21 protein-coding genes are annotated in these 21,656 nt (G+C 55.4%); 14 read left to right on the forward strand and 7 right to left on the reverse strand.

Annotation, left to right across the window (positions count from 1 at the left end):
* Nucleotides 1–11: 11 nt before the first annotated feature.
* On the reverse strand, nucleotides 12–1,943 hold the full coding sequence (gene dnaK, locus GRI36_RS08895) for a molecular chaperone DnaK (RefSeq protein ID WP_160598142.1): 1,932 nt from the start codon (nucleotides 1,941–1,943) through the stop codon (nucleotides 12–14).
* A gap of 166 nt (nucleotides 1,944–2,109) precedes the next feature.
* Here dnaK and GRI36_RS08900 point away from each other — a divergent pair, with 166 nt between their 5' ends.
* The 3 genes from GRI36_RS08900 to GRI36_RS08910 all read left to right on the forward strand — a co-directional run bounded on the left by GRI36_RS08900 (nucleotide 2,110) and on the right by GRI36_RS08910 (nucleotide 4,398).
* Nucleotides 2,110–2,595: a copper chaperone PCu(A)C gene (locus GRI36_RS08900; RefSeq protein ID WP_160598143.1), complete on the forward strand. Its 486-nt coding sequence runs from the start codon at nucleotides 2,110–2,112 to the stop codon at nucleotides 2,593–2,595.
* Nucleotides 2,596–2,651: 56 nt separating this feature from the next.
* Complete coding sequence (locus GRI36_RS08905; protein ID WP_235902211.1) at nucleotides 2,652–3,104, forward strand: vgr related protein; 453 nt, start codon at nucleotides 2,652–2,654, stop codon at nucleotides 3,102–3,104.
* Nucleotides 3,105–3,234: 130 nt separating this feature from the next.
* The gene (locus GRI36_RS08910) at nucleotides 3,235–4,398 is read left to right on the forward strand and encodes a PrnB family protein (protein WP_160598144.1); all 1,164 of its coding nucleotides are present in this window, start codon (nucleotides 3,235–3,237) and stop codon (nucleotides 4,396–4,398) included.
* Between the two features lie 67 nt (nucleotides 4,399–4,465).
* Here the strand turns inward: GRI36_RS08910 and grpE are convergent, their stop codons facing one another.
* On the reverse strand, nucleotides 4,466–5,059 hold the full coding sequence (gene grpE, locus GRI36_RS08915; protein WP_160598145.1) for a nucleotide exchange factor GrpE: 594 nt from the start codon (nucleotides 5,057–5,059) through the stop codon (nucleotides 4,466–4,468).
* A gap of 30 nt (nucleotides 5,060–5,089) precedes the next feature.
* Entirely contained in the window at nucleotides 5,090–6,133 is a 1,044-nt protein-coding gene (gene hrcA, locus GRI36_RS08920) for a heat-inducible transcriptional repressor HrcA (RefSeq protein WP_160598146.1), read from the reverse strand.
* A 95-nt stretch (nucleotides 6,134–6,228) separates the two neighbouring features.
* Between hrcA and rph the strand changes: the two genes are divergently transcribed.
* Genes rph through GRI36_RS08940 form a run of 4 tightly spaced genes read left to right on the forward strand, consistent with a single transcriptional unit; the run spans nucleotide 6,229 to nucleotide 9,649 of the window.
* Entirely contained in the window at nucleotides 6,229–6,942 is a 714-nt protein-coding gene (gene rph / locus GRI36_RS08925) for a ribonuclease PH (RefSeq protein ID WP_160598147.1), read from the forward strand.
* Nucleotides 6,943–6,953: 11 nt separating this feature from the next.
* Nucleotides 6,954–7,583, forward strand: coding sequence for an RdgB/HAM1 family non-canonical purine NTP pyrophosphatase (rdgB, locus tag GRI36_RS08930; RefSeq protein ID WP_160598148.1), 630 nt, complete (start codon nucleotides 6,954–6,956; stop codon nucleotides 7,581–7,583).
* Between the two features lie 10 nt (nucleotides 7,584–7,593).
* On the forward strand, nucleotides 7,594–8,745 hold the full coding sequence (gene hemW, locus GRI36_RS08935) for a radical SAM family heme chaperone HemW (protein WP_160598149.1): 1,152 nt from the start codon (nucleotides 7,594–7,596) through the stop codon (nucleotides 8,743–8,745).
* Nucleotides 8,746–8,752: 7 nt separating this feature from the next.
* On the forward strand, nucleotides 8,753–9,649 hold the full coding sequence (locus tag GRI36_RS08940) for a tyrosine recombinase XerC (protein ID WP_160598150.1): 897 nt from the start codon (nucleotides 8,753–8,755) through the stop codon (nucleotides 9,647–9,649).
* Here GRI36_RS08940 and gshB read toward each other — a convergent pair.
* Genes gshB through rsmI form a run of 3 tightly spaced genes read right to left on the reverse strand, consistent with a single transcriptional unit; the run spans nucleotide 9,646 to nucleotide 11,825 of the window.
* The gene (gene gshB / locus GRI36_RS08945; RefSeq protein ID WP_160598151.1) at nucleotides 9,646–10,605 is read right to left on the reverse strand and encodes a glutathione synthase; all 960 of its coding nucleotides are present in this window, start codon (nucleotides 10,603–10,605) and stop codon (nucleotides 9,646–9,648) included. The genes GRI36_RS08940 and gshB overlap by 4 nt on opposite strands.
* Before the next feature lie 24 nt (nucleotides 10,606–10,629).
* Nucleotides 10,630–10,980, reverse strand: coding sequence for a YraN family protein (locus GRI36_RS08950; RefSeq protein ID WP_160598152.1), 351 nt, complete (start codon nucleotides 10,978–10,980; stop codon nucleotides 10,630–10,632).
* Entirely contained in the window at nucleotides 10,977–11,825 is an 849-nt protein-coding gene (gene rsmI / locus GRI36_RS08955; RefSeq protein WP_328598370.1) for a 16S rRNA (cytidine(1402)-2'-O)-methyltransferase, read from the reverse strand. The genes GRI36_RS08950 and rsmI overlap by 4 nt, the downstream gene beginning before the upstream one ends.
* Nucleotides 11,826–11,865: 40 nt before the next feature.
* Here rsmI and GRI36_RS08960 point away from each other — a divergent pair, with 40 nt between their 5' ends.
* The 4 genes from GRI36_RS08960 (at nucleotide 11,866) to GRI36_RS08975 (ending at nucleotide 17,636) form a co-directional block, all read left to right on the forward strand.
* Complete coding sequence (locus GRI36_RS08960; protein ID WP_160598154.1) at nucleotides 11,866–13,044, forward strand: penicillin-binding protein activator; 1,179 nt, start codon at nucleotides 11,866–11,868, stop codon at nucleotides 13,042–13,044.
* Nucleotides 13,045–13,131: 87 nt separating this feature from the next.
* Nucleotides 13,132–15,123 carry a DNA topoisomerase IV subunit B gene (gene parE / locus GRI36_RS08965; protein WP_160598155.1) on the forward strand — a complete coding sequence of 664 codons (1,992 nt, stop codon included), beginning with the start codon at nucleotides 13,132–13,134 and terminating at the stop codon, nucleotides 15,121–15,123.
* A gap of 211 nt (nucleotides 15,124–15,334) precedes the next feature.
* Entirely contained in the window at nucleotides 15,335–16,651 is a 1,317-nt protein-coding gene (locus GRI36_RS08970) for a serine hydrolase (RefSeq protein WP_160598156.1), read from the forward strand.
* 109 nt (nucleotides 16,652–16,760) lie between these two features.
* Nucleotides 16,761–17,636, forward strand: a complete 876-nt coding sequence (locus tag GRI36_RS08975; RefSeq protein WP_160598157.1) for an AAA family ATPase — start codon at nucleotides 16,761–16,763, stop codon at nucleotides 17,634–17,636.
* Nucleotides 17,637–17,657: 21 nt separating this feature from the next.
* Here the strand turns inward: GRI36_RS08975 and GRI36_RS08980 are convergent, their stop codons facing one another.
* Nucleotides 17,658–19,061 (reverse strand): methyl-accepting chemotaxis protein, encoded by a 1,404-nt coding sequence (locus GRI36_RS08980; protein WP_160598158.1) that lies wholly within the window; start codon nucleotides 19,059–19,061, stop codon nucleotides 17,658–17,660.
* Nucleotides 19,062–19,297: 236 nt separating this feature from the next.
* Here GRI36_RS08980 and GRI36_RS08985 point away from each other — a divergent pair, with 236 nt between their 5' ends.
* The 3 genes from GRI36_RS08985 to GRI36_RS08995 are packed head-to-tail and all read left to right on the forward strand — an operon-like array spanning nucleotide 19,298 to nucleotide 21,645.
* Nucleotides 19,298–20,482, forward strand: a complete 1,185-nt coding sequence (locus GRI36_RS08985) for a vWA domain-containing protein (protein WP_160598159.1) — start codon at nucleotides 19,298–19,300, stop codon at nucleotides 20,480–20,482.
* Nucleotides 20,483–20,502: 20 nt separating this feature from the next.
* Nucleotides 20,503–21,348 (forward strand): DUF817 domain-containing protein, encoded by an 846-nt coding sequence (locus tag GRI36_RS08990; protein ID WP_407985669.1) that lies wholly within the window; start codon nucleotides 20,503–20,505, stop codon nucleotides 21,346–21,348.
* A 54-nt stretch (nucleotides 21,349–21,402) separates the two neighbouring features.
* Complete coding sequence (locus GRI36_RS08995) at nucleotides 21,403–21,645, forward strand: hypothetical protein (RefSeq protein WP_160598160.1); 243 nt, start codon at nucleotides 21,403–21,405, stop codon at nucleotides 21,643–21,645.
* Nucleotides 21,646–21,656: the final 11 nt, after the last annotated feature.

Below are 21,656 nucleotides of genomic sequence, written 5' to 3' on the forward strand. Positions count from 1 at the left end.
TCATTTTGGCGTTAGCCTTTGTTTTCGTCTTCGTTCACTTCGGAAAATTCGGCATCAACGACTTCTTCTTCGTCGGCCTTTTCAGCACCATCGGAAGGCGCATCACCGTCAGAACCGGCATTAGCCTGTTCCTGCTGGTAGATTTCCTGACCCATTTTCATGGCAACTTCGGTCAAGGCTTGCGACTTGGCATTAATCGCGTCGAGGTCTTCGCCCTCAAGCGCGGTTTTCGCCTCTGCCAGAGCGGCCTCGACTTCAGATTTCAGATCAGCGGAGATCTTGTCACCGTGCTCTTCCAGCTGCTTCTCGGTTGCGTGCACCAAGCTGTCCGCCTGGTTGCGGGATTCCGCCTGCTCACGCCGCTTCTTGTCTTCCTCGGCAAATTTCTCAGCATCCTGAACCATCTGGTCGATGTCATTGTCTGACAGACCGCCCGATGCCTGAATCCGGATTTGCTGTTCCTTGCCAGTACCCTTGTCTTTGGCCGACACGTTCACGATGCCGTTGGCGTCGATGTCGAATGTGACCTCAACTTGCGGAACACCGCGCGGTGCAGCAGGGATACCAACCAGATCGAAATTGCCGAGCATTTTGTTATCGGCGGCCATTTCACGCTCGCCCTGGAAAACACGGATCGTCACGGCCTGCTGATTGTCTTCAGCGGTCGAGTAGGTCTGCGATTTTTTGGTCGGGATTGTCGTGTTGCGGTCAATCATGCGCGTGAACACGCCGCCAAGCGTCTCGATACCGAGCGAAAGCGGAGTAACATCGAGCAGCAGGACGTCTTTGACATCGCCCTGCAAAACGCCTGCCTGAATGGCAGCACCCATTGCAACCACTTCATCAGGGTTCACGCCAGTATGCGGTTCTTTGCCGAAGAAGTCTTTCACGATTTCGCGAACACGCGGCATACGGGTCATCCCGCCGACGAGAATAACTTCGTCAATTCCGCCTTTATCCACGCCAGCATCAGCCAAAGCTTTCTTACAAGGCTCAAGAGTGCGCTTGATCAAATCACCGACCATCTTTTCGAGGTCCGAACGGCTGATGTTTTCCACGAGGTGAAGCGGAGTAGTCGCCCCGCCCTCCATCCGTGCGGTAATGAACGGCAAGTTCACTTCAGTGGTTTGCGCACTGGACAGCTCGATTTTTGCCTTTTCAGCGGCTTCCTTGAGACGTTGAAGCGCCAGCTTATCCGTCTTGAGGTCCATGTTTTCTTTTTTCTTGAACTGCGCTGCCAGCCATTCGACAATTGCGTTATCGAAATCTTCGCCGCCCAGGAAAGTATCGCCGTTGGTGGACTTAACTTCGAACACGCCGTCACCGATTTCGAGAACCGACACGTCGAATGTACCGCCGCCAAGGTCATAGACTGCGATGGTTTTGCCATCGTCCTTGTCCATACCGTAAGCCAGCGCCGCAGCAGTTGGCTCGTTGATAATGCGCAGAACTTCGAGGCCAGCAATTTGGCCAGCATCTTTGGTTGCCTGACGCTGGGCGTCATTGAAATACGCAGGAACGGTAATGACCGCTTGGGTCACTGTTTCACCAAGATAGCTCTCGGCGGTCTCTTTCATCTTTTGCAAGATGAAAGCGGAAACTTGTGAAGGGCTGTAATCTTCATCGCCAGCCTTGACCCACGCATCGCCATTTTTGCCTTTGACGATGTTGTAGGGGACCAGATCCATGTCCTTCTTGGTCATTGGATCGTCGAACCGGCGGCCGATCAGGCGCTTGATTGCGAATAGGGTGTTGTCAGGATTGGTCACTGCCTGGCGTTTGGCCGGCTGACCGATCAGACGTTCGCCATCCTTGGTGAAGGCGACGATTGAAGGCGTGGTACGCGCGCCTTCAGAATTTTCAATAACCTTCGGCTTGCCGCCGTCCATTACGGCGATGCAGGAGTTGGTAGTGCCGAGGTCGATACCGATTACTTTAGCCATGGATTCCCCACTTTATGCTTAATGTTGGACGCTGCTCACTGGGTTTCCCGGAATTGGCAAAACCGTTCGGCAGCTCGTTTCTGAACGGGATATAGGTGCGGTTTTTATTGGCACAAGGGACCATGACCGCTAGTTCGTGCATGAAATTCACCATGGAGAAACTCGCGTGACCACACGTTTTTTTGCAAGTCTTGCTCTTGGGATTGCAACTTTCGGCCTGAGCGCTTGCGATTCTGCTAGTGATGAAGCCGAAGTTACTGCCGCACCCGAAGGGGTTGCGGGACTGACAATCACCAACGGCCGAATGGTTTTGCCTGCCGTCAATGGCAGACCCGCCGCAGTCTATTTCGATCTTGCTTACGACGGGGATGACAACCAGACAGTGAGCGCGATTTATGTCGAAGGCGCTGAAAACGCGATGATGCACGAATATGCCGAGAAAGACTTCAAGGTTCAGATGATTCCGCTGGAATCGCTCGACCTGACCAAGGGCGTGAAAGTATCTTTCGAGCCCGGCGGCAAACACGGTATGGCGATGAGCGTTTCTCCTGAACTAAGCGCAGGCGGAAAGACCGAGGTAACTTTGATCATGGCCGATGGTGACAAGACCACGTTCGTAGCGGACATTAAAAGTGCCGGGGATGAACGCTGAGCGATTTAAATCCTGAATACAGCATCCAGCCGTGCCCCGTTGGTGGCGAACGCCAGTTGACGCCTGGAGAAATCGAGCTCTCCAATAGCGTGTTTGGTGATGCGATTGACTATACTCAGGTGAAAATCCGCCGCAGGAAATGGTTTCCGTTCCAGCCAAAACGCGTGACTATGGCGCCGCGCGGCCATATTCATTTCCATCCGGACGGCAAAAGCTATTGCGATGATTTTTCAGCTGAAAGCCTATCTCGCCAAGGGCTGTTCATTCACGAAATGGTCCATGTCTGGCAAACCCAGACCAAGGGTGAGTGGTATCTGGTGCTGAACCGCCGGCCCTGGTCGCGGTATGATTACAGCTTGAAACCGGGTTGGAAGCTCGAAAGCTACGGGATCGAACAACAGGCGGAGATCGTCAAACATGCTTTTTGGTTGCGTAACGGAGCGAGAGTCGCCGGTGTTTCCGACAAAAGCGCCTATGATCTGGTCGTAAATTTCCCTGGCGCAAGCTAGTTAGTCATCTGTCTGACGCTACGTCATGGAGGACTTATCCACCAAGCCTCTTGAGTAAATAAGTTTCGCTTGATACCAATGCGCCCATTGTCCGGTCGGCCAAACCCGCGACCGGCCGATAGGTACACCCATGAAATTATCCGACTATGCAATGTCGCGCGAGCGTGGCTTCCTTTCGTCCTATGAAATTGACGCAGTGAAGCTTCCGGCGCGGTTTGATGAAGTGCTTAAATCCGCAAGCAATCTCTCTGGCCTGATCACCACTGGCCGTGTCCGACATTGGCTTGACCAACTGCCGGAACCGGCCATCGACGAATGGCTGTCAGATGCCCCGGACGAACAAATTCGCACGCTGATGGTCCATTACAGCTTTCTTGTGCAAGCTTACGTCTGGGGCGAACCAACTCCGCCCAAGCACTTACCCGCGAACCTTGCGCGTCCGATGGTCGCGCTGGCAGACAATCTGGGTCAAGCACCCTTGCTCCCCTATTCCGGATATGTCCTCGACAATTGGTCTCGCCTCGACAAGTCAGGCCCGATCACCCTCGATAATATCTATATGTATCAGAATTTTGCTGGCGGAGATGATGAAAACTGGTTCGTCACGATCCACGTAGCCATCGAAGCGCAAGCGGGCGTGCTGCTAGATAATGCGGCCAAGCTGGTTGGTGTTGCCAAAGCCGGAGACGAAGCAGAAGCCGAGCGGCTGCTTCTCGAGATGAACACGGCTTGGGAAGGCGTCTACGACGTGTTCAAGCGAATGACCGAGCGCTGCGATCCCTATGTCTATTTCCACCGCGTCCGCCCATACATTCATGGCTGGGCCAACAATGCGGCGCTTGATGGCGGTCTGATTTACGAAGGCGTCGCCAAATATGAGGGCAAGCCGCAAGCCTTGCGCGGCCAGACCGGATCACAAAGTTCTATTGTTCCGTCGATGGATGCGCTGTTTGGTGTGAAGCACAGCGACGATCCCTTGCGCAATTTCCTCGATGAATTGCATGAATATCGTCCGGTCAATCACCGCAGGTTTATTGAAGATCTGGCTGCCCAATCAAAGCTGCGTGAATTTGTCGAAGGTTCGCATTCACAATCGCTCAAGGACGCGTTCAACGCCTGTGTCGAACAGGTCGCCCGCTTCCGCACCCGCCATCTTGAATATGCAGCAAGCTACATCAATAAACAGGCTGGCTCCATCTCTGGTAATGACCCCGATGTCGGCACCGGAGGCACGCCATTTATGAAATATCTGAAAAAGCACCGCGACGAAAACCGCGAACAGGTGGTTTCTTAATATGAGAAGACCCTCCGTCATTTAATGCCGGAGGGTCTCTATATTCCTGTTAAAACGTGGCTGCCGCTCAATCAGGTTTTTTCGCTACGCCGACCATTGCGGGACGCAGCAGCCGGTCTTTAATCATATAGCCGGCCTGCATCTCCTGCAAAATGGTGCCTGGCTCGTGGCTGTCGCTCGGAACTTCCATCATGGCCTGATGCTGGTTCGGGTCGAGCGGCAGGCCCATAGAGGCAATGCGGCTGATGCCGTGCATCCCGAACACTTTGTCCAACTCGCGCTGGGTGGCTTCGATGCCGGCGACCAAACCTTTGAACTTCTCGTCCTCTCGCAATTCTTGCGGGACGGAATCGAGCGCGCGTGACAGGTTGTCTGAAACAGACAGAATATCGCGGGCAAAGCCGGTCGCGGCATAAGCGCGCGCATCGGCGATGTCTTTTTCCATACGGCGGCGGACATTTTGCGTTTCCGCCTTTGCGTAAAGCGTTTCCTGCTTCGCGCCTTCCAAATCGTTTCGGAGTTCGGCCAGGGCGTCTTCAAGGCTGGATTCCACATCGCCATCATCATCCGCAAGCAATTCTTCAGGCACGCCTTTCAGTTCTGCTTCCACGGCTGCGTCTTGGTGTTCGGTGCCTGTAGGCTCCGGCTTGTCGTCATTCATTTCAAAAGTTCCAGCTGTTCAAATTGCCAATTATCCGATGAGTTTCCCCAACGAACGGGCTGTGAAATCAACCATGGGGACGACCCGCGCGTAATTCAACCGCGTTGGACCAATCACGCCTAAAACTCCGACTACTTTTCCTTCGCGGTCACGATAGGGGGATGCGATGACCGAAGATCCGGATAGCGCAAACAGGCGGTTCTCTGCGCCAATGAATATGCGGGTAGCCTCGGCCTGTCGCGCATTCTCAAGTAATCCGGCGACAGATTGCTTGTTTTCCAGATCATCAAGCAACGACCGGACCCGCTCGATATCGCCCAGTGCCGCTTCATCGAGCAAATTAGCTTGCCCGCGCACTATCAGAACTGGGCGTTTGGCTGCGTCTTCGCTCCAAACTGCAAGGCCGCGTTCGACCAAAGTTTTGCTCGCGTTGTCTAGCTCCGAACGTCCGGATGCTACTTCCAACTGAACCACGCGAACCGCTTCAGCCAGAGTTTTGCCCGCCAGCCGCGCAGTGATGTAATTGCTCGCCTGTTCGAGCGCCGATGCTGTCGAAGGCTCGCTGAGTTCAACCACGCGGTTTTCTATCTGGCCGTCTTCACCAACGAGCACCGCAAGTGCGCGGTCGGGTGATAACGAGACGAGGCTAAGCTGGCGCAAGCGCGGCTCTCGGCTAGGTACCATGACCATGCCCGCTGCGCCCGATATGTCCGACAGTAGCGAACTTGTTGCCTCGAGTGCTTGTTCAATCGGCCCACCATCAGACAGACGCTGCTCGATTGTTGCGCGCTCTTCCCTGGTCGGCTCAGCCACTTGCATCATGCCGTCGACAAACAGCCGCAAACCGATCTCCGTCGGCATCCGCCCCGCGCTTGTATGCGGCGCAGCAAGCAAGCCCTGCCCTTCAAGATCCGCCAGTACCGTGCGGATGGAAGCTGGCGACAAATTGACCCGTTCGTCACTCGCCAGAATCTTAGAACCTACCGGCAATCCATCAGCCAGATAGCCTTCTACAACCAGGCGAAATATCTCGCGTGCGCGCTCTGTCAGATCAGTGAGTGGGATTACCGCCATGGCTGCACTATAATTGCAACGGTACGAATAACTAGCCTTGCGGCACCAAGGCTGTTGCGCCTAACGCGCGGGGACAAATTTGAAAAGGATACAAAATGAGACCTTCCGGCCGTGCGCCTGATGAAATGCGCGTTATAACAATCGAAACCGGCTTTACCAAACATGCGGAGGGTTCGTGCCTGATCAGTTTCGGTGATACAAGGGTGCTTTGCACTGCCAGTGTTGAAGAGCGGATTCCGCCATGGCTTCGCGGCAAGGGTGAAGGCTGGGTCACCGGGGAATATTCGATGCTTCCACGCGCCACACACACCCGCGGCAGCCGTGAAGCAGCACGCGGCAAGCAAAGCGGGCGGACGCAGGAAATTCAGCGTCTTATCGGGCGTAGCTTGCGCGCGGTTGTTGACATGAAGAAGCTCGGCGAGCGTCAGATCACGCTCGATTGCGACGTAATACAGGCCGATGGCGGAACGCGTACGGCTTCTATTTCGGGCGCTTGGATTGCGCTGCGTCTCGCGGTCAATAGCCTGATGGCATCGGGCGACATCAAACACGATCCGATAACTGGCCAGGTTGCGGCAATCAGCTGCGGTATCTACAAGGGCACTCCGGTCCTTGATCTCGATTATCCCGAAGATAGCGACGCCGATGCCGATGCGAATTTTGTGTTGCTCGAAGGCGGCAATATCGCAGAAGTTCAGGCAACCGCAGAAGGCGCAACATACGACGAGGAAGCACTGCTTCGCTTGCTGCGTCTGGCGCGCATGGGCTGTGACGGCATTTTTTCAGCACAGCTCGACGCCACCAAATAGGGTCTAAGTCCATGACCAGACATCTAGGTTCCGGATCGCTTGTTATCGCGACGCATAATGCAGGTAAGTTGAAAGAAATTTCGGCTTTGCTGGAGCCGCATGGTCTTAAATGCCTTTCAGCAGGTTCTCTGGGACTTCCAGAGCCTGCTGAAACCGGCACCACATTTGTCGAGAACGCACTGATCAAAGCGCGCGCTGCGGCCGAAGCTTCCGGCATTGTTTCGCTAGCCGATGACAGCGGCCTGTCCGTTGCTGCCCTTGATGGTCGTCCTGGGGTTTACACCGCCGACTGGGCCGAGCGGCAATGGTTTGAGGGTAAGCCAGGACGCGATTGGTATATGGCGATGGGTAAAGTTGAGGGAATGCTGGCAGAGCAAGGCCCCGATGTGTCGCGCGCCGCATGGTTTTCTTGCGTGCTCGCAATCGCATGGCCCGATGGCGAAAGTGCTGTCTATGAGGGGCGGATCGATGGTTCGCTCACTTGGCCGCCGCGAGGCAAGCTTGGCTTCGGCTATGACCCCGTCTTTATTCCGGTAGGTAAAGATCAGACTTTCGCCGAACTCGATCCGGCTGAAAAACACGCGATGAGCCACCGCGCCGATGCCTTTGCAAAGCTGGTCGCCGAGCAATTCGGCCGCTAACATTCCGCACATGGCGCGCGCATTGTATATTCACTGGCCCTTCTGCTTGAAGAAATGCCCCTATTGTGACTTCAACAGCCATGTACGGTCTGGTGTCGATCACGCCGCTTGGCAAGCAGCTCTGATCGCTGACATGGAGCATGAGGCACAACTGGCTGGTGGCGAGCCGCTCGGGTCCATCTTCTTCGGCGGCGGCACTCCATCGCTGATGCCACCCGCCCTCGTCGGTGCATTGCTGGAGCGGGCAGAGCAATTGTGGGGCTTTGCGCCAGGAATAGAAATCACCTTGGAAGCAAACCCTTCTTCGGTTGAAGCATCGAAGTTTGGCGATCTGGCACTGGCAGGAATCAACCGCGTTTCTCTTGGCCTACAATCGCTGGATGACAGCCAGCTTAAATTCCTGGGCCGCTTGCACAATGCCGCCGAAGGGGTCGCTGCCTTAGATGTGGCCCAAAAGCATTTCGCAAGAGTCAGCTTCGATTTAATTTACGCGAGACCGAAGCAAACAGAAGCCGAATGGCGCGCAGAATTGGCACGCGCACTATCCTTCGGCACAGACCATCTTTCGCTCTATCAACTGACTATAGAGCCTAATACGCGCTTCGCGACAGATGTAAGGCTTGGCGCGTTTTCGCCGATGGACAATGACCCCGCAGCAGATTTGTTCGAAGTAACCCGCGAGATGACCGCAGCGGCGGGGCTACCTGCCTACGAAATCAGCAACCATGCCCGCCCCGGTCAGGAGAGCCGCCATAATCTGACCTATTGGCGCTATCAGGATTACTGCGGGATTGGCCCCGGTGCGCATGGTCGGCGGGGTTCGAAAGCCACACTTCGGCATAAGAAGCCGGAGAACTGGATCGCAGCAGTGGTTGAAACAGGCGATGGATTGAAGGAGGAAGCGACGCTTTCCCCCGCCGAGCGCGCGTCCGAAGCGTTGTTGATGGGACTGAGATTGGCGGAGGGTGTTTCGCTTGCCGCTATTGGCCAGCGATTTAAAACTGCTCCAGCGGAATTGCTCAACCAAGAAAAAGTCAAACTGATGACCGACCTTGGTTTTGTCTGGACTGAGGATGACCAGTTCGGCGTAACTTCAAAAGGAATGCCGCTGCTCGATGCGCTGCTGGGGGAACTCGTCAGCGAAGATTTGGTCATGGCATGAGGGCCGAATGACCAAAGCCGATTTGCTCGAAGCTTGGCGAGGCTATCTGACTACAGGGCGAAGGCGTTCCCCGCACACAGTCCGCGCCTATTTGGCTGCCGCCAATTTGTTGATCGAGCGAAACACACTGAATTCATGGGGGGATGCCGCACAGCTTGATGCGGGCGAATTGCGCCGTCATTTGGCGGATCGCCGCGCCGATGGTTTGAGCAACTCTTCTGCCGCACGCGAACTATCAGCCGTCAAAGCGTTCATCAAATATGCCCGTGAACAATCTGGCATGCCCGAAAGCGCCGCGCCCCGATTGCGCGGCCCGCGCATCAAGAAAGGCCTGCCCCGCCCCGTCACGCCCGATGAAGCGAGCAATCTTGCCGAAACAGTTGCAAGCGATGCAGCGCAGGATTGGGTCGGTGCGCGGGACCGGGCGGTGTTGTTGCTGCTCTATGGTGCGGGCTTGCGTATCGCAGAGGCGCTTTCGGTAAAATGCGCGGTATTACCGCTCGGCGACACGCTGCAAGTCACTGGCAAGGGCGGAAAGCAGCGCGTGGTTCCGATCATCCCGGTTATTAAAGATGCCGTAGAAGCCTACATCGCTCTCAATCCGTGGCCAATGGATAGCGATAATCCCTTATTTCGAGGTGCAAGGGGAGGCGCGCTGGGTCAAGGTATGGTGCAAAAAGCAATGGCCCGTGCCCGGATCGCACTCGGCCTGCCAGCCACAGCCACACCGCACGCCTTGCGCCACAGCTTCGCAACACATTTGCTTAGTGCCGGGGCAGATTTGCGGAGCCTGCAAGAATTGCTTGGCCATGCGAGCCTTGGCAGTACGCAAATTTATACCAAAGTGGATGCGGCCACACTGCTAGACACTTATCGCAGCGCCCATCCGCGAGAAAAGGATTAGAGCCGAGCCTCGATTGCGTCCCAGATTCTTGCTGGAGTGTCGGTGCCGTTGAAAGTGTCGATTGCCACGATACCTGTTGGCGAGGTGACGTTGATTTCGGTCAGCCATTTACCGCCGATTACATCGATTCCGACAAACACCAATCCACGTTTCTTGAGTTCAGGCCCCATAGCTGCGCAAATTTCTTCCTCGCGAGCGGTCAAATCGGCTGCTTCTGCATAACCGCCTTGTGCCAGATTGGACCTGAATTCACCCTCACCGGGCTTCCGGTTTATAGCGCCAGCAAACTCTCCGTCGATTAGGACGATACGCTTATCGCCTTCAGCAACTTCTGGCAGGAACGGTTGCACCATGTGGGGTTCGGGCCACGTCTGATTGAACAATTCGAATAAAGCCGTGGTGTTGGTCTTGTCCTCGTCCAACCTAAAGATTGCCTTTCCGCCATTGCCATGAAGTGGCTTCACCACAACGCTGCCATGTTGTTCCTGAAAAGCGCGTACATCGGCCAATTCCCGCGCAATCAATGTTGGCGGCATAAACCGCGCATAATCCAGCACGAACATCTTTTCCGGTGCATTGATAACTTCCCGCGGATCATTGGTGACGAGCGTTTGCCCCTTCAGCCGGTCCAGCATGAGTGCAGCACTGATATAGCCAAGGTGAAACGGAGGATCTTGCCGCATCAAGATCACATCAATGTCTTTGGCAAGGTCAATTCTGCGGCGATCGCCCATCGTGTAATGGTCACCCACAACAGGCCGCACTGTTACGGGAGCAGCATGCGCGGTCAGTTTTCCCGCCGCCTCGCCGCCGGTTTCGTAGGATAGCGAGCGCACATCAAAGTGCCAAACCTGCATCCCGCGGGCCTGTGCAGACAACATAAGGGCAAAGGAACTGTCGCCCGCAATATTGATCGATTCCATCGGGTCCATCTGGACCGCTACGCGCAAAGCCATCACAATTTCCTATCTATCGGCAGATCACGGCTGCCATGCATTGACGATGTGGCGAGGGAACCCGCCGGGCGCAAGCAGGATGACGTCAATCCTGATATCTTCGCCATCTGTAGCATATTTATGTGCCACGCATTCTACCGCCGCCGCCACGCGGCTGAGCCGGTATTCATCAATTGCATGATCCAGATCTTCTTGGCGTTTGCGCCATTTGACCTCGACAAATGCGACGATGCCGCCTCGTTTCACGATAAGATCAATTTCTCCGCGAGGAGTTCTGACCCGCTGGGCCAGCACGGACCATCCTTTCATTCGCAGCCACATCGCTGCTCGCAGCTCCCCGTCGCGCCCACTTTGCTCGGCAATCTGGCGCTTCATTCGCCGCGGATTTCCATGGCCCTAGCGTAAAGCTGCTTGCGGTCGCGGCCGGTTGCCTTGGCGACTTTGCCTGCTGCTTGCGATGCTTTGTCCGTTTTCAACGCATCTTTCAGCAAGAGATCGACATCGTCATCGCTTGTTTCCAATTCCGCCGGAGGGGCAACCATCAGGACAATTTCTCCCTTGGCAGGATAGTCGGTGTAATGGTCCGCCAATCGGGCCGCAGGACCGCTGCGGCATTCCTCGTGCAGTTTGGTGATTTCGCGTGCAACAGACACCATTCGATCAGGTAGCAATTCGCTCAACGCTTCGAGCGATTTTACCAGTCTAGGACCTGTTTCGTAGAAGATCAGTGTTGCATCGACTTGCGCAACATCCAGAAATGCCTCTCTGCGCGCCTTATCCTTGTTTGGGATGAAGCCTGCGAACAGAAACCGGTCGTTGGGCAATCCGGACAGCGTCAGCCCGGCAATCGCGGCACACGCCCCCGGCAGCGTGGTGACAGCCACGCCCGCGTCGCGCGCGTCGCGAACAAGCCTGTAACCGGGATCGGAAATTAGCGGGGTGCCAGCATCGCTTACCAGCGCAATGGCCTGACTATGCATTGATTCAACCAATCGCACCCGCTCTCGCTCACCGCTATGGTCGTTATATCTGATTAGCTTGGTTGAAATGCCAAGATGTTTGGTGAGCTTGCCCGTCACCCGCGTATCTTCGCACGCAACCGCATCACAGCGGCGCAAGATATCTGCCGCCCGCACCGTTATGTCGCCAAGATTGCCAATCGGGGTGGCAACGATATAGAGACCCGGTAATAAGGCTTCGAGGGTTGGTTCGCTAATCACTAAGAAGGCCAATGGACTAGGAAGAGTAGGGACCGCAAGGATGAACCGTATTAAGTTGACCAGCATGAAGCTTGACCGGCGCAAATTATTTGTCGCTGGCGCCACGATCCTTCTTGCCGGTTGTAAGGTTATTCCAGGCGGTCCGGTTGCGACAACGACCGGTCCTGTTGCCACCCCAACACCGGAACCGAGCGCCACGGCGCTGCCAACCGACGAGACACGCCACCGCATTGCGCTGTTGGTGCCGCTGTCGGGCGATAATGGTGCGGTTGGCAATTCGATTGCCAATGCGACGACTATGGCGATTCTCGATACCAACGCCAGCAATCTGCGGATTACCACCTATGACACAGCTGGCGGCGCGCGCTCGGCTGCGCGCAAGGCCATTGCAGAGGGGAACAAGTTGATCCTTGGCCCCTTGATGGCAAATAATGTGCCCAATGTTCTGGCAGAGGCGCGGCCTGCCAATGTGCCGTTGATTTCGTTCTCCAACGACACCAGCGTGGCTGGCCCCGATGTCTTTGTGATGGGCCATATCCCCAGCCAATCCATATTGCGGACGGTAGAATACGCCCGCCAAAACGGTTCCACGAGTTTCGGCGTGATCGCCCCTGAGGGCGAATATGGCGATCAAGCTTCAGCAGCAGTGAAAGATGCGGTTCGCGAATTTGGCGGGTCTTTGGTAGCGACGGAAACCTATGCACGCGGCAACACATCGATCATCAGCGCGGCGCAGCGGCTGAAGCAACGCGGCGGGTTTGATACAGTGCTGATTGCAGACGGGGCACGGCTTGCGGCGCTTGCGGCAGGCGAACTTAATCCGCGCGGCGCAGGCACAGCGAAGATTTTGGGTACCGAACTGCTCAGCGGAGAGGCTGGGGTCACGCGAACTAGCGCACTTCGCAGCACGTTATTCTCGGCGGTTTCTGATTCCCGCTTCAAGCGCTTTTCCGACAGCTATAATTCACGATTCGGAGGGCAACCTTACCGTATTTCGACGCTCGGCTATGACGGCGTTTTACTTACATTGCGCGTCGCTCGTGATTGGCGGGTGGGCAGCACATTCCCGATTGCCGAATTGCGCAGCGATGAGGGATTCCTCGGGCTTGACGGTGCATTCCGCTTCCGCCGCAACGGAGTGATCGAGCGCGCAATGGAAGTGCGCGAGATTCAGGATGGCAAAGTCGTGATTGTCTCCCCTGCCCCTGCTACATTCTGATCTATCTTTGTTCTGATGGTTTGTGGCGGACGATAAACTGCAGCTAGCGCTTGTAAGGCTTAGAAACGCAGGCTTATAGCAGGCGGCATGGCAGATGATCTTTTTGAAGGCACCCCCGCATCGAGCGGTGATTACGATTCCTCCTCGATCGAGGTGCTGGAAGGGCTTGAGCCTGTCCGTCGCAGACCAGGGATGTATATCGGCGGGATTGATGACCGCGCCCTGCACCATTTGGCGGCGGAAGTTATCGACAACGCGATGGACGAGGCGGTTGCTGGCCATGCCACCCGGATTGAAGTCTCGCTGGAAGAGGGAAACCGGCTTAGCGTTGCGGACAATGGCCGCGGTATTCCGGTCGATGAGCATCCTAAATTTCCAGGTAAATCGACACTCGAAGTAATCCTCTCCACGCTCCATTCGGGCGGCAAATTTTCTGGCAAGGCATATGCGACCAGCGGCGGCTTGCACGGTGTCGGCGTCAGCGTGGTCAACGCGCTTAGCAGCGACACCCGCGTAGAAGTTGCACGCGACCGGCAGCTCTATGCGCAAAGCTTCTCCAAGGGCCTGACGTTAGGCCCGATTGAGAAACTTGGCCCGACCCCCAACCGGCGCGGAACAACAGTCAGCTTTACCCCCGACACCGAAATATTCGGCGATCGACAGTTCAAACCGCACCGTTTGTTCAAATTGGCCCGGTCCAAAGCGTATCTGTTCGCAGGCGTCGAAATCCGCTGGAAATGCGCCGAGAGTCTGACCAGCGATGATGTGCCTGCCGAAGCCACATTCAAATTTCCCGGCGGTTTGGCAGACCATCTGGCCGAGCAAATCGGTGAACGTGAATGTGTAACAGCGCAGCCATTTTCCGGAATGCAGGAATTTGCAGTTGATGACAGCGGTATGTCGCAAGGCCGCGTGGAATGGGCCTGCGCCTGGCCGCTTTATTCCGATGGTTCAACCAGCTGGTATTGCAACACTGTACCTACGCCCGATGGCGGAACGCACGAACAAGGACTGCGCGCCGCGCTGACCAAGGGGCTACGTGCGTTTGGAGAATTGACCGGGACCAAGAAAGCCAAGGACATCTCCGCCGACGACGTGATGACGGGCGGAGAGGTTATGCTAAGTGTCTTCATCCGCGATCCGTCTTTCCAAAGCCAGACCAAGGACCGGCTGACTTCACCTGAGGCAACGCGTCTGGTCGAAAACGCCATGCGTGACCATTTCGACCACTTCCTGACTGACAATATGGAACGCGGAAAAGCTCTGCTTGGCGAAGTTATGGAGCGGATGGACGAGCGCCTGCGCCGCAAGCAAGAACGCGAGATCAAACGGAAAACTGCGACCAATGCGAAGAAGCTGCGCCTGCCCGGCAAGCTCACCGATTGTTCGGGGGAAACCGACGCGGAAACCGAATTGTTTATCGTCGAAGGCGATTCAGCAGGTGGTAGCGCGAAACAGGCTCGCAACCGCAAAACGCAGGCAATTCTGCCGATCCGCGGTAAAATCCTCAACGTCGCCAGCGCCACGCTCGACAAAATCAACGCCAATTCTGAGATCGCCGATCTGTCGCTCGCGATGGGCTGCGGTACGCGCAAAAATTGCGACGCCGAAAACCTGCGTTACGACCGGATTATCATCATGACCGATGCCGACGTCGACGGGGCGCATATTGCTACCTTGCTCATGACATTTTTCTTCCAGGAAATGGCCGATATTGTCCGCAAAGGTCATCTGTTCCTCGCCCAGCCTCCGCTCTACCGTCTGACAGCGGGAAAGGAGAGCCGCTATGCCCGCGATGATGCGCACAGAGCGGAATTGGAAGCTACCGTGTTCAAAGGCAAGAATGTCGAGGTCGGGCGATTTAAGGGCCTTGGCGAAATGAACCCGTCACAACTGCGCGAAACGACCATGGACCCAAGCACCCGCAGCTTGATCCGGATCACTCTGCCTGCAGAATTTGAACAGCGCGCAGCGGTGAAGGAACTGGTTGATCAGTTAATGGGCCGCAACCCAGAGCACCGGTTCAACTTCATCCAGAATCGCGCCGGTGAAATGGACCGTGATTTGATCGACGCATGATATGATAATCGGTTAGTTTGACAAAAATAGTATGGCTGCAATTTTTGCTGTCTTCGTCGCTGTAGTGTTCGGGGGCGTTTTGTGATTGAATCGCCGAGCGGCGCGAAAACTAGCAGAAGAGATCACTCAGATCGAGAGCATGGCTTGAGCATCAAAGTGACCAATTGGCGTCAATCTGCCAACTCAAAGACCATATCGTGAAGGAATCATAATGCTCCGCCGATTAATGACAGCCACTGCATTGGCCTGTTTGACTCTCCCTGCAGCAACTCTTTCAGCGCAAACGGAATCGGTCGCGCAACAATCCGGGCAAGAGGACGCGTCAGTCCTTCAAGCCCGCGCCGAGGGTGTGGTTGCCGTGCTGAAAGGTGAAGCGAATGCAGCCGAGGTTTTCGCACCATCATTCTTGGCTGAGGTGCCAGCGGAGAGGTTGAGAGCGCTTGCAAGTCAGTTGGCTGGTCAATTCGGTACCTTGCAGAGGTTGGACTCGGTCACGCAAGCGCCCGATGGTTCATCTATCATCGCTATCCGTTTTGAAAACGCACTCGCCAAAGGTCCGATCAGCCTCGGTGCTGCTCCCGGGTTTCTGGTCCAGGGCCTGCTGATTAACGTCGTCCAAACCATCGATGACAGTGCGGAAGCCATTTTCACCGATCTGGCAGCATTGCCCGGTGAAGTGGGCGTGCTGTTTGCGCCGCTTGAAGGGGGACTGGACCCGATTTTGGCGCTGAATGCCGATCAACAATTCGCTATTGGCTCCACATTCAAGCTCTACATTCTGTCGGCGCTCGCCCGGCAAATCGAAGCAGGCGAGCGCAAATGGAGTGACGTGGTCGAGCTCGACCGGAAATCATTCCCCAGCGGACGCATGCAAACTTGGCCCAAAGATGCGCCGGTGACGCTCCACACGCTCGCGACGATGATGATCTCGATCAGCGACAACACAGCGACTGACCGGCTATTGCGGGTTGTCGGACGCGAAATGGTCGAAGCCGAGCTCATTGATAGTGGCAATTCCAGTCCAGACCGGACCCTGCCCTTCCTCAGCACATTGGAAATGTTTGCGCTCAAGGGCAGCGAGCCAAATTTGCGGAAATATGAAGCCGCGAGCGAGGAAGATCAAAGGCGTATTCTGGCAGATTTTGAAGACGATACTGGCGGTGACCGCAATCTGATTACCCCGCCAACTTTCACAGAACCGCTTGCGATTGACACCGTCGAGTGGTTTGCAAGCGGCGAAGATTTAAGGAAGTTGGGGGTTCTCTTAGCCGAATTCGAAGATCCGACCGCGCGAGAAATTATGGCAGTAAGCCCTGCAATGGGAGAGCCGAGCCGTGATAAATGGGCGTATGTCGGTTATAAGGGCGGTTCCGAACCGGGCGTGCTCAATCTGACCTGGCTGTTGCAGGATAAAGCGGGTGTTTGGCATGTTCTGGCGATGAGCTGGAACAATAGCGATGCAACTGTTGACCAAACCAAATTTGAATTGCTCGCCCAGCGTATACTCGCGCTTGCTTCGGAAGAATGATCCACCACGCCCAATTAATGCCTAATCACGCGCTTCCCGGAAGTGAGGCTTGCGCTTTCGGGGTAGCTTGCTTAACGCGCACGTAAAGGCAAGTTGCATAGGAAAACCCATGACCGACACCAAGAACGGCGCCGCTCCCAAGCGTTTCGCAGGCACTGAAGATTACATCGCAACCGACGATCTGAAAGTTGCGGTGGATGCTGCTGTAACGCTGCGCCGCCCATTGCTGGTCAAGGGTGAACCCGGAACCGGCAAGACCGTTCTCGCGCATGAAATCGCCAAAGCGGTCGGTGCCCCATTGATCGAATGGAACGTCAAATCGACCACCAAAGCGCAGCAAGGCCTGTATGAATATGACGCTGTTGCCCGGTTGCGCGATGGTCAATTGGGCGAAGAACGCGTCCACGACATCCGCAATTACATCAAAAGGGGCAAGTTGTGGGAAGCCTTCACAGCACCTGAATTGCCTGTGCTACTGATTGACGAGATCGACAAAGCCGACATCGAATTTCCCAACGATTTGTTGCAAGAACTCGACCGGATGAGCTTCGACGTTTACGAAACGCAGGAGCGAATTACCGCTAAAGAGCGCCCGATTGTGGTGATTACTTCAAACAATGAAAAGGAACTGCCCGACGCATTCCTGCGCCGCTGTTTCTTTCATTATATCAAATTCCCCGACCGCGAGACGATGCGTTCGATCATCGATGTCCACTATCCCGATATTCAGAAAACGCTCGTCAGCAAGGCGATGGACGTGTTCTACGAAATCCGCGAAGTGCCAGGCCTCAAGAAGAAGCCGAGCACATCGGAATTGCTTGATTGGCTGAAGCTGCTGTTAAACGAAGATATGCCGCTTGATGTCTTGCAAAACCAAGACCCGACCAAGGCCATCCCTCCGCTGCACGGCGCTCTGCTCAAGAACGAGCAGGACATTATGCTGTTCGAACGGCTCGCCTTTATGTCGCGCCGCAATCCTGGTTGAGTGAGGTCAGCCAACGGGGGCTTACCCGTCGAATGTATACGCAAGCTCGAAGTCACCCCATCGGCGTCCATTGACGTATAAGGGGACATAGACGTTGCGTACGACCAGATATTGTTGCCCATCGCCTTCTTGGCGATAAACCGCCATCATGTACGGGGCGCTGCTGCGCTTGGCCTTTTGGTCCAGCGGATCAAAGATAATACGGCCATTGCGGCAGAATTTGGTATCGTGGGCGAGATCCCCGGTGGGTGCGCGCGAATGTTCGGTAACATGTGTTGGCAAGAAACCGCGCATATCAGCTTGCGAACACATCTTGATAGGAGCGCCCTCGCCCGCCACGCGGTCCAGCACCGGGCGCCAATTGCTATCGGCCCAATCGCTTAATGCAGTGCGGAAGCGCGGTGGATTGCTGCCTGCAACGGGTTTGTAATCTTGATCAAACAGCGCATCGATATTCAGCACGCCATCTTCAATCGCCTTTTCCGCGCGGGCGGCAATTTCCTTGGCGACATCCTGGGCGCGCGCGACAATTGCGCTGTCTTTCGGGGAAAGCCCCGCCTTCACAATACCGTCGAACATTTCGCTCGCGGTCATTTCGAGCGATTCCATCTTGCGATGCGCGTTTTGCAGCTTCGATTCGTTCTCGATTGCTGCGCCGTCGAATGAGCTGAGCACATCTTGCACCTTGTGCACGTGGCCGCTGATAGTGTTGGTAGCACGGGCGATCTGGTCGTTCTGACGGTCGACTTCTTCAACCAGTTCGGCAACGCCGCCCAATGTTTCTTCGATCTGGGCAACCGAGGTTTTCGCGTTCTTGCTGGCCTCAGCGCCTGTTTCAATCTGCTCGATCACACTTTGGGCTTCTCCGCCAAGAGTGTCGATTGTGCGGCTGATTTCTTCGGTAGCGCGGCGGGTTTCACCGGCTAGGCTCTTCACCTCATTGGCGACCACGGCAAATGTTCGGCCAGCGTCGCCAGCACGCATTGCTTCGATAGTGGCGTTGAGTGCGAGAATGTTGGTGGTTTCTGCAATTTGATCAATGTCCTGCGAACAGCGGCGAACTTGTTCCATCGCGGCGGCAAAGCCGGTGACATGCTGGGTCAGAGTGTCGACCAATTCGAGCAAACCTGAAATCTCGCCGAGCGAAGATTGGATCAGAGTCGTGCCCTGCCCCAACCGCTCAATTGCACGTTCGGAAAGCAGCCGCGCCTCGTCGCTCGCCTCGGCGACCTTTTGCTGGTCGGCCTCAAGTTCGCTAACGGTGCCTTGCAACGCGCCATGTTCCGCCCGCAGTTTCTCGGAGGAATCAATGACCGCCCGAATGATGCCGGCAACATCGGCGCAACCGACGGTAACTTCGCCGCAGCTTTCCGGAATAATGTCGAGCGACTTGGAATCAACCATTTCGAAATCGGCGTGTTTCATAATTCAGACTGCCCCAAAAACGTTCGTTGATGCCGTCTATGCGGCGATATGGTTATTAATGGATTAATGAATGCGGCAATCGAGCGCGTATTTTCACCAGTCTGTCAGAAACCCTACGCTGCTCAATCCTGGCAGACACGAAAACCGCTCCGGCCAAACCACAGTTGCCAGCTGTGAGTTGAAAGCGTCGCGAACCTGATGCATGGAGGCCGCAACGAACGCGGAGCCTGCGAAGTATGTTTTTTGATTTCATCGACGAATTGCGATCTGCCGGCATTCAGGCGTCTTTCAAGGAACATCTGACGCTGCTCGAAGCGCTTGATCGAGATGTGATCGAACAAACGCCCGAGGCGTTTTATTACCTCAGCCGCGCAACCTTTGTGAAAGATGAGGGTCTGCTCGACCGGTTTGACCAGGTGTTTAATAAGACATTCAAGGGCATCATGTCCGATTATGGTCAAAATCCGGTCGATATTCCCGAGGACTGGCTCAAAGCGATCGCCGAAAAATTTCTCACCCCCGAAGAGATGGCCGCGATTGAATCGCTCGGCGATTGGGACGAGATCATGGATACGCTGAAGAAGCGGCTCGAAGAGCAGGAAAAACGCCACGAAGGCGGCAACAAATGGATCGGCACTGGCGGAACCAGCCCGTTTGGCCATGGCGGCTTCAACCCCGAGGGCGTGCGAATTGGCGGCGAAGGCAAACATAATCGCGCAATTAAAGTGTGGGAGAAACGCGAATTCGCCAATCTCGACAACACCAAGGAATTGGGCACGCGCAATATCAAAATGGCGCTGCGCCGCCTGCGCCGCTTTGCGCGTGAAGGCAGCGCGGATGAGCTCGATCTGGATGCGACCATCGATGGCACTGCCAAGCAGGGCTGGCTCGACATCCGGATGCGTCCCGAGCGGCATAATGCCGTCAAATTGCTGCTGTTCCTCGACGTAGGCGGATCGATGGACCCGTTCATCAAATTATGTGAAGAATTGTTCAGCGCGGCCAATAGCGAGTTCAAAAATCTCGAATTCTTCTACTTCCACAATTGCCTTTATGAAGGCGTGTGGAAGGATAATAAACGCCGTTGGCAGGAACGGACCAACACATGGGATATCCTCCACAAATACGGCCATGATTATAAGGTTATCTTTGTCGGCGATGCGGCAATGAGCCCCTATGAAATCACCCATCAGGGCGGCAGCGTGGAGCACATGAACGAAGAAGCAGGTGCGGTGTGGATGCAGCGCGTGGCGAATACCTATCCTGCAACGGTTTGGCTAAATCCGGTGCCCGAAAAGCAGTGGAATTATTCGCAAAGCACCAAGATGCTCAAGCAATTGGTCAATGACAGGATGTATCCCCTGTCACTGGACGGTCTGGAAGCAGCGACGCGAGAATTGAGCAGGAAACACGGGGCCTGAACGGGATCGGCTGATTGACTGTGAGCCGACCAATCTCCCATTCGCGCTTTCACGCGGCCAGGCAGCGGCTTGAAAGCTTTGAGCCAAAGCCCGGATTTCATGCCTATTTCTATGAGTTCCTGTTGTTTGGTTTCAAGCAAGCGTGGGCATGTCTGTTCGGCGGATTGTTGCTGTTCCTGCTGCTCGCGACGCATTTTTTCTATCCCGACAATGCGCCGCTGCACCGATATGATTTCCTGACCCTTGCCGCCATCGCAATCCAGATGGCGCTGCTCGCATTGCGTTTGGAAACTTTGCGCGAGGCGGCTGTAATCCTGATGTTCCATGTCGTTGGTACGGTGATGGAATTGTTCAAAACCGCCGCGGGATCGTGGGTCTACCCCGAGGACAGCCTGCTCCACATTGGCGCAGTGCCGCTGTTTTCGGGCTTCATGTATGCCGCCGTCGGCAGCTATATCGCGCGAGTATGGCGGATATTTGACTTCCGTTTCAGCAACTACCCGCCGCATTATTTGACCTGGCTGCTGGCGGCGGCGGTTTACGTCAATTTCTTCGCGCATCATTGGGTGATTGATATCCGCTACGGATTGTTTGCCGCAGCGGCCTTGTTATTCTGGAGGACGCGCGTCTATTTCAAGAACTGGCGCGAGCACCGCTGGATGCCGCTGATCCTCGGGCATTTTCTGGTCGCGATCTTCATCTGGTTTGCAGAGAACATCGCGACATTCGCCAATGCGTGGAATTATCCGGGTCAGGAAGATGGCTGGGAAATGGTCGGCTTTGCCAAATTGGGCAGCTGGTATTTGCTGATGCTGATCAGCTTCGTGCTGGTCGCGCTGGTGCAGCCGGTGCAGGAGCCTGATTGAAATGTCGGCTAACGACCCATTTACGGATGTTCCCGCAATGCATACAACCCCACGATGAAGATGCCTAAAGCCAAAGCGACAATGGGGAGCCGAATCTTGGCCCTGTTCGTCGGCCTCTTGCTACTGTGGGGACTTGTGAGCGGTGTTTATGCCGGTGATTTCAAATTGGGTGGTGAACCATATCTCAGCGTAGATCATCCGATTGGATTCTGGTCGTACGCTCTATTTCTCGCTTTTTCCGTGATATCTTTACTCTATATCGCGGCATTCGGCGAAGACGATTCAGCAAAACACTAATGCCCGCTTCC

This window comes from Pontixanthobacter gangjinensis (assembly GCF_009827545.1).
GTDB classification, from domain to species: domain Bacteria; phylum Pseudomonadota; class Alphaproteobacteria; order Sphingomonadales; family Sphingomonadaceae; genus Pontixanthobacter; species Pontixanthobacter gangjinensis.

Excerpts from the sequence above, each read along its gene's own strand:
- GRI36_RS08980 (WP_160598158.1), bottom strand. The coding sequence starts at position 19,061 with ATGAAACACGCCGATTTCGAAATGGTTGATTCCAAGTCGCTCGACATT.
- GRI36_RS08970 (WP_160598156.1), top strand. The coding sequence starts at position 15,335 with ATGCTCCGCCGATTAATGACAGCCACTGCATTGGCCTGTTTGACTCTC.
- GRI36_RS08960 (WP_160598154.1), top strand. The coding sequence starts at position 11,866 with ATGAACCGTATTAAGTTGACCAGCATGAAGCTTGACCGGCGCAAATTA.
- hrcA (WP_160598146.1), bottom strand. The coding sequence starts at position 6,133 with ATGGCGGTAATCCCACTCACTGATCTGACAGAGCGCGCACGCGAGATA.
- dnaK (WP_160598142.1), bottom strand. The coding sequence starts at position 1,943 with ATGGCTAAAGTAATCGGTATCGACCTCGGCACTACCAACTCCTGCATC.
- GRI36_RS08995 (WP_160598160.1), top strand. The coding sequence starts at position 21,403 with ATGAAGATGCCTAAAGCCAAAGCGACAATGGGGAGCCGAATCTTGGCC.
- gshB (WP_160598151.1), bottom strand. The coding sequence starts at position 10,605 with ATGGCTTTGCGCGTAGCGGTCCAGATGGACCCGATGGAATCGATCAAT.
- GRI36_RS08940 (WP_160598150.1), top strand. The coding sequence starts at position 8,753 with ATGACCAAAGCCGATTTGCTCGAAGCTTGGCGAGGCTATCTGACTACA.
- rdgB (WP_160598148.1), top strand. The coding sequence starts at position 6,954 with ATGACCAGACATCTAGGTTCCGGATCGCTTGTTATCGCGACGCATAAT.
- GRI36_RS08950 (WP_160598152.1), bottom strand. The coding sequence starts at position 10,980 with ATGAAGCGCCAGATTGCCGAGCAAAGTGGGCGCGACGGGGAGCTGCGA.
- rph (WP_160598147.1), top strand. The coding sequence starts at position 6,229 with ATGAGACCTTCCGGCCGTGCGCCTGATGAAATGCGCGTTATAACAATC.
- GRI36_RS08975 (WP_160598157.1), top strand. The coding sequence starts at position 16,761 with ATGACCGACACCAAGAACGGCGCCGCTCCCAAGCGTTTCGCAGGCACT.
- grpE (WP_160598145.1), bottom strand. The coding sequence starts at position 5,059 with ATGAATGACGACAAGCCGGAGCCTACAGGCACCGAACACCAAGACGCA.
- parE (WP_160598155.1), top strand. The coding sequence starts at position 13,132 with ATGGCAGATGATCTTTTTGAAGGCACCCCCGCATCGAGCGGTGATTAC.
- GRI36_RS08985 (WP_160598159.1), top strand. The coding sequence starts at position 19,298 with ATGTTTTTTGATTTCATCGACGAATTGCGATCTGCCGGCATTCAGGCG.
- GRI36_RS08910 (WP_160598144.1), top strand. The coding sequence starts at position 3,235 with ATGAAATTATCCGACTATGCAATGTCGCGCGAGCGTGGCTTCCTTTCG.
- hemW (WP_160598149.1), top strand. The coding sequence starts at position 7,594 with ATGGCGCGCGCATTGTATATTCACTGGCCCTTCTGCTTGAAGAAATGC.